This is a genomic window from Mesorhizobium sp. ES1-1, assembly GCF_020164785.1.
Classification (GTDB): domain Bacteria; phylum Pseudomonadota; class Alphaproteobacteria; order Rhizobiales; family Rhizobiaceae; genus Mesorhizobium.
Window position 1 is genome coordinate 79,285 of record NZ_JAIUGX010000011.1, and the last position, 12,883, is coordinate 92,167.

The 12,883-nt window shown below is 62.4% G+C and carries 13 protein-coding genes; 6 read left to right on the forward strand and 7 right to left on the reverse strand.

Annotated elements, in window-relative coordinates; genetic code table 11:
• Nucleotides 1–208 precede the first annotated feature (208 nt).
• From LB513_RS19180 to msrB, 4 genes are all read left to right on the forward strand, one after another.
• The gene (locus LB513_RS19180; RefSeq protein WP_224665080.1) at nucleotides 209–748 is read left to right on the forward strand and encodes a sigma-70 family RNA polymerase sigma factor; all 540 of its coding nucleotides are present in this window, start codon (nucleotides 209–211) and stop codon (nucleotides 746–748) included.
• The gene (locus LB513_RS19185; RefSeq protein WP_224665211.1) at nucleotides 745–1,467 is read left to right on the forward strand and encodes an anti-sigma factor domain-containing protein; all 723 of its coding nucleotides are present in this window, start codon (nucleotides 745–747) and stop codon (nucleotides 1,465–1,467) included. Before LB513_RS19180 ends, LB513_RS19185 begins: the two co-directional genes overlap by 4 nt.
• Nucleotides 1,468–1,689: 222 nt before the next feature.
• Nucleotides 1,690–2,247 carry a fasciclin domain-containing protein gene (locus LB513_RS19190; protein ID WP_224665081.1) on the forward strand — a complete coding sequence of 186 codons (558 nt, stop codon included), beginning with the start codon at nucleotides 1,690–1,692 and terminating at the stop codon, nucleotides 2,245–2,247.
• A 209-nt stretch (nucleotides 2,248–2,456) separates the two neighbouring features.
• Nucleotides 2,457–2,960: a peptide-methionine (R)-S-oxide reductase MsrB gene (gene msrB / locus LB513_RS19195; protein WP_224665082.1), complete on the forward strand. Its 504-nt coding sequence runs from the start codon at nucleotides 2,457–2,459 to the stop codon at nucleotides 2,958–2,960.
• A 186-nt stretch (nucleotides 2,961–3,146) separates the two neighbouring features.
• On the opposite strand, the gene LB513_RS19200 is transcribed toward msrB, so the two are convergent.
• Nucleotides 3,147–4,742, reverse strand: coding sequence for a DHA2 family efflux MFS transporter permease subunit (locus tag LB513_RS19200; protein ID WP_224665083.1), 1,596 nt, complete (start codon nucleotides 4,740–4,742; stop codon nucleotides 3,147–3,149).
• Between the two features lie 22 nt (nucleotides 4,743–4,764).
• Nucleotides 4,765–5,952: an HlyD family secretion protein gene (locus LB513_RS19205; RefSeq protein ID WP_224665084.1), complete on the reverse strand. Its 1,188-nt coding sequence runs from the start codon at nucleotides 5,950–5,952 to the stop codon at nucleotides 4,765–4,767.
• A 132-nt stretch (nucleotides 5,953–6,084) separates the two neighbouring features.
• On the opposite strand from LB513_RS19205, the gene LB513_RS19210 reads away from it, so the two are divergent.
• On the forward strand, nucleotides 6,085–6,813 hold the full coding sequence (locus LB513_RS19210; RefSeq protein ID WP_224665085.1) for a TetR/AcrR family transcriptional regulator: 729 nt from the start codon (nucleotides 6,085–6,087) through the stop codon (nucleotides 6,811–6,813).
• Nucleotides 6,814–6,860: 47 nt separating this feature from the next.
• On the opposite strand, the gene yihA is transcribed toward LB513_RS19210, so the two are convergent.
• The 5 genes from yihA to rpmH all read right to left on the reverse strand — a co-directional run bounded on the left by yihA (nucleotide 6,861) and on the right by rpmH (nucleotide 10,982).
• Nucleotides 6,861–7,520 (reverse strand): ribosome biogenesis GTP-binding protein YihA/YsxC, encoded by a 660-nt coding sequence (gene yihA / locus LB513_RS19215; protein WP_224665086.1) that lies wholly within the window; start codon nucleotides 7,518–7,520, stop codon nucleotides 6,861–6,863.
• A 395-nt stretch (nucleotides 7,521–7,915) separates the two neighbouring features.
• Nucleotides 7,916–8,476, reverse strand: coding sequence for a fasciclin domain-containing protein (locus tag LB513_RS19220; protein ID WP_224665087.1), 561 nt, complete (start codon nucleotides 8,474–8,476; stop codon nucleotides 7,916–7,918).
• A gap of 178 nt (nucleotides 8,477–8,654) precedes the next feature.
• On the reverse strand, nucleotides 8,655–10,463 hold the full coding sequence (gene yidC, locus LB513_RS19225) for a membrane protein insertase YidC (RefSeq protein WP_224665088.1): 1,809 nt from the start codon (nucleotides 10,461–10,463) through the stop codon (nucleotides 8,655–8,657).
• Between the two features lie 14 nt (nucleotides 10,464–10,477).
• Entirely contained in the window at nucleotides 10,478–10,831 is a 354-nt protein-coding gene (gene rnpA / locus LB513_RS19230) for a ribonuclease P protein component (protein WP_224665089.1), read from the reverse strand.
• A 16-nt stretch (nucleotides 10,832–10,847) separates the two neighbouring features.
• Nucleotides 10,848–10,982, reverse strand: coding sequence for a 50S ribosomal protein L34 (gene rpmH, locus LB513_RS19235; RefSeq protein ID WP_008833937.1), 135 nt, complete (start codon nucleotides 10,980–10,982; stop codon nucleotides 10,848–10,850).
• 277 nt (nucleotides 10,983–11,259) lie between these two features.
• On the opposite strand from rpmH, the gene LB513_RS19240 reads away from it, so the two are divergent.
• Nucleotides 11,260–12,747, forward strand: a complete 1,488-nt coding sequence (locus tag LB513_RS19240; protein ID WP_224665090.1) for a sensor histidine kinase — start codon at nucleotides 11,260–11,262, stop codon at nucleotides 12,745–12,747.
• Nucleotides 12,748–12,883 lie beyond the last annotated feature (136 nt).

A 12,883-nucleotide genomic window follows, 5' to 3' on the forward strand; every position in this document is an offset into this window, starting at 1 on the left:
ATATCCATGGAGCTCACGGTGTCGTCATCATGAAGGCATCTTAAGCGGCGCCCTCCCGCCCGCAAGTCTGTCCGGCTGCGCAGCTGCCCAAAGCAGGATCGCCTCGTCGCCTTGACGGTCCTCAAACGTGGCGGCATAGCGCCAAGCTAGCCGTGCACAACGCCATTTCGGTCGTTGCAAATACATTGCAATACCCTAATTTGCTCGCATGACGCCCCAGGACATCACCAAGTTGATCGTCCGGACTTCGATGAAGGACCGGGCCGCGTTCGATCTGCTCTATCGCCAGACCAGCGCGAAACTTTTCGGCGTCTGTCTTCGTGTATTGAATGACCGGGGAGATGCGGAAGAAGCCCTGCAGGAAGTCTTCGTCAAGATCTGGACGAAGGCGGATCGTTTTGCCGTATCAGACCTCAGCCCCATTTCCTGGCTGGTAGCGATCGCGCGGAACCACGCGATCGATCGCATCAGGGCGCGCCGTAAGCCGGCCGTCGATATCGATACGGCGCTCGATGTGGCCGATCCGGCGCCGGGGCCGGAAGCAATGGTGGTGGCGGGCGACGAGGCCGGCCGGATCCATCTTTGCCTCGATGAGTTGGAACAGGATCGGGCGGCGGCCGTCCGGGGCGCCTATCTAAAAGGCGAAAGCTATGCCGAATTGGCGGAGCGCCATGGCGTGCCGTTGAACACGATGCGTACCTGGCTGCGCCGCAGCCTGATGAAACTCAGAGAATGCCTGGAAAGATGACCTTCGCGCAAGACAGTGGACCGGAACATGGAGGCGACGACGTGCTCGCCGCCGAATATGTTCTTGGCGTCCTGCCGGCGGACGAGCGTCAGATCGCCTCCCGGCGCATCGATTCCGAAACCGCCTTTGCGCGTCTCGTCGATGGATGGGAGGTGAACCTGTCGCCTCTCGGCGCCGCCTACCCGGAGATTGAGCCGCCCGCATCCGTGAAGCCGGCCATCGATCGCCGTCTGTTCGCGGCCGGAGCGGCAAGCTCGGCGCAGTCGAAAACCAGCCTATGGTCCAGCCTTGCCTTCTGGCGCGGGCTGGCTGCGGCCGCGGTTGCCGCGCTCGCAATCTATATTGCCTTGCCCTATCTCAATCCGGTGGCCGAGCAGCCGCAGGCGCGCCTGGTCGCCTCGCTGGCCGCCGAGGGCAGCGATGTCAAATATCTGGCGGTCTATGACACCGCGCATCACGAGGTCGGCCTGTCGCATGTCTCCGGTGAGCGCGCTTCCGGCAAGGATTTCGAACTTTGGATGATCGAGGGCAAGAACCCTCCCGTCTCGATGGGCGTGATCCCGGTCGGATCGACGACGCATATCGTCGTTTCGCCGGCGGCTCAGCAGAAACTCGCGCAGGGGGCGGTGCTCGCCGTTACCCTCGAACCCGCAGGCGGCTCGCCGACCGGCAATCCGACCGGACCTCTGGTCGCCTCGGGCGATCTGAAAAGCATCTGACCGGCTTAGCGTCACGCTAACATTAAAGCTTGCCGCTTTAAGTCTATCTCGGGAGAGCTTGGCCGATATCAGCGCGCAAGCCGGCAAACCATCGCGCCCCGGATTCTGTGGCCAGAACAAATAAAATAAGAAATTCGGCGATTCTCTGAAACTCACGCATTTGTGTTCCGTATCTCCTCGCGTCCCCAAAAATGGGAAGAGAAACCCCGAGGAGTTTACATCATGCGTAAATACGCCACCCTTTTGCTCGCCGGTACTATTGCCGTTTCCGCGCTCGTGACCGCTGCCTATGCTGAGAACCCGATGGTCGGCGGCGCTGCAATGTATGCCAACAAGAACATCGTCGAGAACGCCGTAAACTCGAAGGATCACACGACGCTGGTCGCCGCCGTCAAGGCAGCCGGCCTGGTCGAGACATTGCAGGGCGCCGGACCTTTCACCGTTTTCGCGCCGACCAACGAGGCTTTCGCCGCGCTGCCGGCCGGCACGGTCGACACGCTGCTCAAGCCCGAGAACAAGGACAAGCTTGTCAAGATCCTGACCTGCCACGTCATCGGCGCGAAGGCGATGGCCGCCGACGTCGCCTCGATGGTCAAGGCCGATGGCGGCACGCACAAGGTGAAGACCGTCGGGGGTTGCGAGCTCTCGCTCAAGGCCGATGGCGGCAAGGTGACCGTGACCGACGAGAACGGCAACGTCGCCAATGTGACGATCGCCGATGTCGAGCAGTCGAACGGTGTCATCCACGTCGTCGACAAGGTTCTGCTGCCGAAGATGTAACAAACGACTTGCCGCGGACGAACCTGCGGCAAGAGCCTCCGTCGATCGCGTTGTCTCACTCGCGTGATCCGCAATCGACATGCGTGCTCCGCGCCGCCCCACGGTCGCCCGTGGCGGTGCGGAGTTTCGTTAGAAGGGGCCCGTCACCGGCTTTTGATTTTTGCGTGACGGTATAGTTTGGACAAAAGAGACGACAGGAGAAACTGGTCATGAACCGTCGCGACTTTCTTTTGAGCGGTGCCGCCGCCATTGGCGTGGTTGGAGCCACAGCCGCATTTCTGCGCATGGGCGGCGCGCAGCCGGCTCTTGCCGCCGAAAAGTTCGAGATCACCAAAACCGACGATGAGTGGAAGGCCATCCTGACGCCGGCTGCTTTCAACGTGCTGCGCAAGGAAGGCACGGAATATCCCGGCACCAGCCCGCTGCTCAACGAACACCGCAAGGGTACTTTCGCCTGCGCCGGCTGCGACCTGCCGGTCTATTCATCGGAGACCAAATTCGATTCCGGCACCGGCTGGCCAAGCTTCTGGCAGGAGATCGCCGGCGGCATCGGCAAGACCGAGGACAGGTCGCTCGGCATGACCCGCACCGAGGTGCATTGTCGCCGCTGCGGCGGCCATCTCGGCCATGTCTTCGACGATGGCCCGGCGCCGACCGGCCTGCGCCATTGCATCAACGGCGTGGCCCTGAGCTTCAAGCCCGCCGCAGCCTGACATTCAGCCTCTCATGAAAAAACTCCGGGCTTGCGGCCCGGAGTTTTTGCGTGGTCAACCATTCGGTCATGGACTGGAGGAGCTTCCCGAAACGGCTTCCCACGGTTGGTATTCGTTGCTTGACGGTCCCAGACGTTTCTAACCGCCTGTTCCTGGAGTTCTAACGGCCTGTTCCTGAAGAGAGCGTCAATGCCCGCCGCCTCCGCCGCCGGCCGGCGCGGCCGGCTTCCTTATCAGCATGGTGAACAGGCCAAGCGTCGCGAACAGCACTGTCAACAGATAGAACACGTCCATGAAGGACAGCAGGGCCGCCTGTTGCTGCACCATGCCGGCCAGTTTCGAGATCGCAGCGCTTGCCGCATCGAGACCATTGGTCTGCTCGAAGCTGAGAGTCATGTTCTGCAGCTTGGTCTGCGCGGCCGCACTTCCCCACTGCACATGCTCGGAGAGCCTGGCATAGTGGAAGGCGTTGCGGTCGATCAGCACGGTGTTGATCAGGGCAAGTCCGACCGCGCCGCCGAGGTTGCGGGTGAGATTGAACAGGCCGGAGGCATTCTTCAGCCTGTCGGGCGGCAAAGTGCCCAGCGCAATGTTGTTGATCGGCACCATGCACAGCATCATCGAACAGCCGCGCAGGATCTGTGGGATGAGCAGTTCATAGAAATCCCAGTCGGCAGTCAGATGCGTCATCCACCATGTCCCGGTGGCGAAACCGAAAAAGCCGATCATCATCATCAGCCGCAGATCCATCTTGCTCGACAGGATGCCCGAGATCGGCGCGGTGACGAACATGGCCAGGCCGCTGACGAACAGCGCCTCTCCGATCATCATCGAATCGTAGCCGCGTATGCGGCCGAGGAAGACCGGATAAAGATAGGTCAGCCCATAGAGGCCGATGCCGATGACGAAGGAGAACAGCGAACCGAAGGCGAAGTTGATGTTGCTGAAGGCCCTCAGATCGACGATCGGTTCCTCGGCGGTGAACGCCCGCCAGAAGAAAATCACCGCGCCGATGCTCATGACGATGGCGCAGATGAACACACCTTGGTCCTGCAGCCAGTCATTGTTGGGGCCTTCCTCGAGCACATACTCCATACATCCCAGAAGGGCGGCCATGCCGGCGAGACCCCACCAGTCGAACTTGCTGAACAGCTTGAGGTTGGGCTTGTCGAAATCGATCAGCGACCAGGCGGCGGTCGCCACCAGTATGCCGGGCACGACATTGACCAGGAACAGCCAGTGCCACGAAAAGGCATGGCTGATATAGCCGCCGACTGTCGGGCCGATGGTCGGCGCCAACGTCGCGACAAGGCCGATCATCGGCGAAACGAAAGCGCGGCGCGAGGGTGGGAAAATGGTAAAGGCAGCGGCGAATACGCTTGGGATCATGCCGCCCCCGATGAAGCCCTGGACGGCGCGGTAGACGATCATCTGGTCGATGTTGGTAGCGGTCGCGGCCAAGGCACTGGCCGCGGTGAAGCCCGCCGCCGCTACGGTGAACAGCACGCGGGTCGACAGCATCCGGCTGAGGAACCCCGACAATGGAATCATCACCACCTCGGCGATCAGATAGGCGGTCTGCACCCATGGGATTTCATCGGAGCTGGCGCTCAAGCCCGCCTGGATCTCGGACAGCGAGGCCGAGACGATCTGGATGTCCAGGATCGCCATGAACATGCCGAACACCATCGCCAGGAAGGCAATGACGCGCCGGGTCGAGATGGTGTCCGGCACCGCCGGCCGGGCCGGTGGTGATCCCGCTGTCAGGGTTGCGGTCGCCATGGCATTGTTCCCCGTCGGCCGCTTAATTCGATGCCGAGGGCGCGGTGCGGCTGTCGACGGCAACGACGACGCTCAGGCCGGCGCGCAGCTTGCCGCTCTTCAGCACGTCGGCGGGCACGTCGATGCGGACAGGGACGCGCTGCACCACCTTGGTGAAATTGCCGGTGGCGTTCTCGGGCGGCAGAAGCGAGAAGACCGCGCCGGAAGCCGGCGCCAGCGAGGAGACGGTGCCCTCGAAATCCTGGCTATCGATGGCGTCGACCGAGACCTTGACCTTTTCGCCCGGCACCAGCCTGGCAAGCTGCGTCTCCTTGAAATTGGCGACGATGTAGACCTTGTCCAGGGGCACGACGACGGCGAGTTTCTGGCCCGGGCTGACCAGGTCGCCCTGCTCGACGGAACGGTTGCCAACGACACCGTCATAAGGTGCCTTGAGCACTGTGAACGACAGGTCGCGCAAGGCCTTGTCGCGGCCAAGCCGAAGCGAAGCGAGCGTACTGGCCGACTCGGCGCGCTGTGCCTCGAGCACGCCGATATTGGCCTGCGCGGCGGCGATCTGCGCGTCGGCGCCAACCAGGGCCGCATTGGCCTGGTCGAGCGCGGTCTGCGCATCGTCGAGCTGTGCCTGCGTGCCGACACGCGACTTGACGAGCTGCGCGGCGCGCTGCTGCGCGCGGCCGGCATTGTCGGCGGCGGCCTGATCCGCGACCTTCTGCGCCTGGGCCTGCTGCAGCGAAGCCCGCGCAGCCTTGGTCTGCGCGTCGATGCGGTCGAGTGTCTTGTCCAGTGTGGCGATCTGCGCCTCGGCCTGGGCAACCGCGATCTTGTAGTCGCCGTCATCGATCGTCAGCAGCGGGTCGCCGGCCTTGACGTGCTGGTTCTCGGACACCTTGACCTGATCGACATAGCCGGAGATCTTGGGTGAGACGAATGCCATGTCGGCCTGGATATAGGCGTCGTCGGTCGAGATCATGAAGCGGCCCGTGGTCCAATAGTCATAGCCGTACCACGCACCGCCGCCCAGCAAGGCGAGCCCGATGACCGGCAGCAGGAATGACCGCACGGAGCGCTTTTTCTTTACGGGGGCTTCAGGCGTCGGGGGCGGGGCCACCACCGGCTGTGCGGGAAATTCCGGTTGTTCCGTAGCCGGCGCGACCTTGGCGTTGGGAAAAGGGCGAACTTCGGCGGAGGCGGGCGCGTTCTTGGCCATGAGTCTTCTCTAGTAAAAATGTTATAGTACTGAACCGTTCGGTTCGATCCGACCGTTGACATAGCGCGGGAGGAGGACCATATCAAGTGCAATCGAACCGAGTGGTTCGAATTATTTCAAAGGTGTCACTCCATGGCCCAGATCCTACCCGATGCCGACCTCGATGCCGACAATGACCCGTGCGACGTCCTGCGTCGCGGCCGTCCGGCGGCGGGACAGGATCCGGTCAAGCGCAGCCAGATCATCGACGGCGCCCGCCGCGTCTTCATCGACAAGGGGTTCGAAGCAGCCTCGATGAACGACATCACGCGCGAGGCCGGCGTGTCCAAGGGGACGATCTATGTCTATTTCGCCAACAAGGAAGAACTATTCGAGGCGCTGATCGAGGAAGAGCGCGGCACCATCTTCAAGAATATGTACGACTTGCTCGACCGCTCCGACGACCTTCGCCAGACGCTGGTGAAGTTCGGCAAGGTGCTGTCGCTCAAGATCACCTCGGCCAAGGTCATCCAGGCGCAACGCACGGTGATCGGCGCGTCCGACAGGATACCCGACATGGGCGCGCGTTTTTACGAGCGCGGCCCCAAGCGTGGCCATGACAAGGTCGTGGCGTTCCTCGACGCCGCGATCGAGCGCGGCCTGTTGCAGATCGACGATGTCGATCTGGCTGCCTATCAGTTCACGGAACTTTGCCTGGCCGGGCTTTTCCGGCAGTGCATCTTCTCTTACCGTACCAAGGCTCCGAACCAGGAGGAGATCGACCATATCGTCAGGTCGGGGGTCGACATGTTCCTGAAGTTCTACGGAACGCAGAAGCTCGCCGAGGACGAGGCCAGCCAAACGATCGCGCCGGACGCATAGGACCGAGCCCGCACCATCTTGCCGGACCGAGCTGGGTTTAGGCTTGCCTAGCCGCCATTGGCGGCAAGCACGATCGCGGCCTGCAAATCCTCCAGGCCCTCGGCTTTTTCCGACGAGGTCGCAAGGACGAAGGGAAATGCCGCCGGCCGCTTCTTGATCTTGGCCAGCGTTTCCTCGATCAGCTTCGGCACGCCGGCGGCCTTGATCTTGTCGGTCTTGGTCAACACGATCTGGTATGACACCGCCGCCTTGTCGAGCAGAGACAGGACTTCATCGTCCTTGGCCTTGATGCCGTGACGGGCGTCGATCAGCACATAGACGCGCTTCAGCGTGACGCGGCCCTTGAGATAGTCGAAAACCAGCTTGGTCCATTCGTCGACCTTCTCCTTCGGCGCGGTGGCGTAGCCATAGCCCGGCATGTCGACCAGCGCCAAGGGCGGCAGGTCGGCGCCCTCCCCGGTAAACCCGTCCGGCACGAAATAATTGAGCTCCTGCGTGCGTCCAGGCGTGTTGGACGTACGCGCCAAGCCCTTCTGGTTGACCAACGCATTGATCAGCGATGACTTGCCGACATTCGAACGGCCGGCGAAGGCGATTTCCGGCGGCCCTTCCGGCGGCAGGAACTTCATGGCCGGCACGCCGCGGATGAAAATCCAGCCCCGCGTAAACAGGTCGGTGGTGATGATGGTGCTGTTCAGAGCGTTCAAGCTGCTGGCTCCAGAAGGAGGCCTCGGCCGGATGGGTCGGCCCGTGGCGAAATCGGTTGACATGACGGCGGCGCGGACGCTGCCGGCAAGCGCCGTTCAAAACAGCGTGCTCCGCCCTATAGCACCGATCGCCGGGTGAGCGAGCCCTGCATCACCGCGATTTTCGTTTCGTGACGCAGAAACTCACCGTCGCACCGGGCATGGCGCAATCCGTTAACAGGGGCCTTGATCGACCTGGACTTTGGTGGTCGCCGGGTGACCAAAAAGAAACCGGGGTCCTGAGAAGGACAGGACCCCGGCATCGCCGGCACGGCTTGCGGAGACGTGGCGGCTCCTCCCTAGTGGGACGGCGGGCCGAGAAGCCCAACGATCCGCCGTCTCTCACCTGGCAGCCGTTACTTCGGCAATAGCACCTTGTTGACGACGTGGATGACGCCGTTCGACTGGTTGACGTCGGCGATGGTCACTCTGGCCTCGCCGCCGGATTCATCCATGATGTAGAGCTTGCCCTTCTTGACCTCGGCGGTCAGCGTGTCGCCGGAGACGGTCTTGAGCTCGTATTTGCCGCCCATCGCCTTGGCCTTCTTCATCAATTCGGCGCCCGACAGCTTACCGGCAACGACATGGGCGGTCAGGACCTTGACGAGCTGGTCCTTGTTCTCCGGCTTGAGCAGCGTATCGACCGTGCCCTTCGGCAGAGCCGCGAACGCCTTGTTGGTCGGCGCGAAAACAGTGAACGGCCCGGCGCCCTGCAGCGTGTCGACAAGGCCTGCTGCCTTGACGGCGGCGACCAGCGTCGTGTGATCCTTCGAGTTGACGGCGTTCTCGACGATGTTCTTGCTGGCGTACATCGGCGCGCCGCCGACATTGGGGTTCTTGGCGTAGGCTGGAGCGGCAAGCGCCGCGCTGGCGACGAGGGCCGATATGGCGATGGTCCTGAATGACGGCAAACGCATGTGTTCTTCCTCCTGATGAGGGCTGATCGGAATGATAGCCTTTGGAAACGCACAGCAGTCACGCCCCCTGGGGCCAGCGGGTTTCGCTGATCACGGGAATGTGAACAATGCTGGCCGCGCCAACAAAAAAGCCCCGGACGAACCGGGGCTTCCAAGGCTTTCGTGTCTTCCTTCGCGGCTACTCGGCCGGTGACGGTTTCTTTCGAAACAGGGCGGCCAAATTGTCCCACAACTCGATCTTGGCGCCCTGGCGCTTCATGATGAGGCCCTGTTGCAGGATCGATAGCGTGTTGTTCCAGGCCCAGTAGATGACAAGACCGGCCGGGAAACCCGCCATCATGAAGGTGAAGATGACAGGCATCCAGGTGAAGATCGCGGCCTGCGTCGGATCCGGCGGCGTCGGGTTCATACGCATCTGCAGGAACATGGTGACGCCCATGATCAGCGGCCATACGCCGATCATCAGCATGTGCGGCAAAGTGATCGGGATCAGACCGAACAGATTGAAGATCGAGGTCGGATCGGGTGCCGCGAGGTCCTGGATCCAGCCGAAGAACGGCGCGTGGCGCATCTCGATGGTGATGTATAGCACCTTGTAGAGCGAGAAGAACACCGGGATCTGCAGCGCCACCGGCCAGCAGCCGGCGAGCGGATTGATCTTTTCGGTCTTGTAGAGCTCCATCATCGCTTTCTGCTGCGCCATCTTGTCGTCCGCGTATTTCTCGCGGATTTCCAGCATCTTGGGCTGAACCTTCTTCATGTTCGCCATGGACGCGTAGGACTTGTTGGCGAGCGGGAAGAAGATGGCCTTGACGATGACGGTCGTGGCCAGGATCGCCAGGCCGAAATTGCCGAAGAATTTGTAGAGCGTGTCGATCAGCCAGAACATCGGCTTGGTGATGAAATAGAACCAGCCCCAGTCGATCACCAGGTTGAACTGGCGAATATGACGATCCGCCTCATAGGCGTTGATCTTCGCAACTTCCTTGGCGCCGGCGAAGACCTCCGTCTCGACAGTGGCGGACTGCCCCGCCTCGACATTGATCGCATCGGTCAGGAAGTCGGACTGATAGCGGTGGCGACCGTCCTCGAAAAAGGCGTAGCGCGGCTGGAAAGGCTGCTTTTCGCTCGGCACAAGCGTCACCGCCCAGTATTTGTCAGTGATGCCGAGCCAACCATCGGTCGACTTGCCGGGCGTCATCTGCTTCTCGGATTCGATCTTGGCATATTTGTATTCGGCCAGGCCTTCCGTGCCCGTGACGCCAATCAGGCCCTCATGCAGCACATAGGTGCTGGCCACGGCCGGCTTGTCATAGCGCGTGACGCGACCGTAGTTGAACAGAGAGACCGCGCTCGAGCCCGCATTCTGGACAGTGTCCGACACGGTGAACATGTAGCTGTCGTCGACGGAGAAGGTCCGCTTGAACGTGAGGCCCTTGTCGTTGGTATAGGTGAGGGTCACAGGCGTTGACGGGCTGAGCGTCGGATTGCCGTCGACGTTCCACACCGTGTCAGCGCCCGGCACCGTTCCGGTCTTGTCGTTGCCGACGAAGCCGATTTCGGCGAAATAGCCGGTCGGCAGCGACTGCGGGTTGAGCAGGCTGATCTCGGGCGAATTCTTGTCGACTGTCTCGGTGTAGTGCTTGAGCTTGAGGTCGTCGAGGCGCGCGCCGGTCAGGTTGATCGACCCTTCCAGGCTCGGTGTGTCGATCCTGACGCGCTTGCTGGCCGCAATGGCCTGATCGCGGCCGGCCGCCGTCACAATATCGCCACCAGACGCACTGGGGATTGAACCCGGCGCCGCCGGGGCAGCATTCTCGCCCGGATTGCCGCCGGCGGCCTTCTTCTGCTCTTCGACGCGCTGCTGCTCGATGCGGGCCGCCTCGCGTTGCGCCTCGCTGCGCGGCAAGACGTAGAAATATTGCCATACCGCCAGGATCAGCACCGACAGCGCGATGGTGATGAAGAAGTTCCGGTTGTTTTCCATCGAAAGCCCTTGGCCTATCGTGTTCCGCGCAGTCGGCGGGAGAGCTCGGCCTTCAACTGGCCGAACGGAATGGCAAGCACGTCTTCGCGCCCGACGATGACATAGTCATTGCCAGGCGCCATGTCACTCGCCGCGTGTGTGCGAACGGCCTCGCGCAGCCGTCGCCGGACGCGGTTTCTGACGACGGCATTGCCGACCTTCTTGGTGACGGTGTAGCCGACACGCGGCGACAGGCCGTCGCCGCGATCGAGAACCTCGACGAGAAAAAGCCGCCCGCGTCGCTTTTCACCACGACGGACGGCCAGGAATTCCGCGCGCTTCAGAAGCCGCTTGGGATTTGGTCCCACTGGCTTGCCGGGTGCGGGCAACGATCTCGTCTTCCGTTCAGGCGCTGAGCCGCTTGCGGCCACGATTGCGGCGGGCTGCTACGACGCCGCGACCACCCTTGGTGGCCATGCGAGCACGGAAGCCATGCCGGCGTTTGCGGACGAGTTTGGACGGTTGGTAGGTACGCTTCATTTGTTTTAATACCGCGGGGTGCGGCCCTTCTTGATTCTGTCACTTTGTAACAGGAGCTTTGCCGGACCGGTTTTGGCGCGATCGAAACCGCGCCGGGACGAATGGCCCGAGCGTGTGCGGGCTTATAGAAAGAAGGGTTTTGGAAGTCAATCCGGCGCCGGCACGCCCACGGCTCGCGCCTGATTAGTATTGTTTCCACTTCGCAGGCAGGTTGAAATTGGCAAAAATGCCGGAATCGCCTAGTCTGCGTGGATCAAGTGATCGTGAAGACAGACAAATGAGCGAGATCGCGCAGGCGGAGCAGTCAATCGGCATGGCGACGGTCGGCAGCCGGACCGTGCCGCTGTCGCGCGGCCTGTCGACGAAGCTGCTTCTCCTGACCATCGTTTTCGTGCTGCTGGCTGAGGTGCTCATCTTCCTGCCCTGGATCGCCAGCTACAGGCTGAACTGGCTAAAGGAGCGGCTGAGCACGGCCGCGGCGGTCTCGATCGTCCTGGTCCAGGGCGAGTCCACCTCGCTGTCGCGCGAGGCCCAGAACGACGTGCTGATGGCGATCGGCGCCAAGGCCATCGCCGTGCGGGACGGCGGCGTATCGCGGCTCCTCGTCGTGGCGGAGATGCCGCCGAAGGTCGACGAGCATATCGACATCGCCAGCATCGGCATGATCAAGGGCATGACCGGCGCGCTGGACACGCTGTTTTTCGGTGGCGACCGGATGCTGCGCGTCTTCGGCCCGGTTGGTGAAAGCGACAAGGAATTCGAGCTGATCATGCCGGACTACAGCCTGCGGCATGCGATGCTGCGCTATTCGCGCAATGTCGCCTTCGTCTCGCTGCTGATCTCGCTGTTCACCGCGATGCTTGTCTATGCGGCGATCGACCTCATCATGATCGGGCCGATCCGGACAATGACGCGCTCGATGCTTTCCTTCTCGGAGGCCCCCGACGACCCGGGACGGATCATTCACCCAGCAGCGCGCGCCGACGAGATCGGCGTGGCCGAGCGCGAACTGTCGCAGATGCAGGAGCGGCTGCAGAAGATGCTGTCGGAGCAGAAACACCTTGCCGATCTCGGCCTGGCAGTTTCCAAGATCAATCATGACATGCGCAACATCTTGGCCTCGGCGCAGCTGATGTCGGACCGCCTGCGCCACGTCAAGGATCCGACCGTCCAGGCTTTCGCGCCGAAGCTGCTGCGCGCGCTCGACCGCGCCGTTTCCTATTCGGAAGGCGTGCTGTCCTATGGACGCACGCAGGAGCCGCCGCCGGCACGCCGCAGGCTGCGGCTGCATCAGCTGGTCGAAGATGTGCATGGCCTGCTCAACACGGAAGGCGGCATCGAATTCGTCAACGCCGTCGATGCGGCCTTCGAGGTCGACGCGGATTCCGACCAGTTGTTCCGGGTGCTGACCAACCTATGCCGCAACGCGGTGCAGGCGATGGCGGCGGATACGGAAAGCGCCATCGTGCGCCGGCTGGCCGTGTCGGCGGTGCGGCTGGGCAGCGTCAGCCGGATCGCAGTCACCGACACCGGCCCCGGCCTGCCACCCAAGGCGCGCGAAAATTTGTTCGCGGCCTTCCGGGGCTCGGCCCGCAGCGGCGGCACCGGCCTTGGCCTGGCGATCGCACATGAACTGATCCGGGCTCATGGCGGCACGGTGGAGCTCGTCGAGTCGATTGGCGGGCGCACCACATTCGCCGTCACCATTCCCGACCAGCCGGTCAGGCTCGACCAGGCACGCGGAAATTTACGTCGCCCGGCTTGATGGTTCGGCCCAGGTTGGTCCGCGGCCTCGACTCCGACCGGCGCCTAGGACAATCGATCGGCCGAGATTGCGCTTGCCGGGCCGGATGAGAGGCAAGCGACAAAACTTTGCGGATCTGCTTGCTTTTCGCAAATTC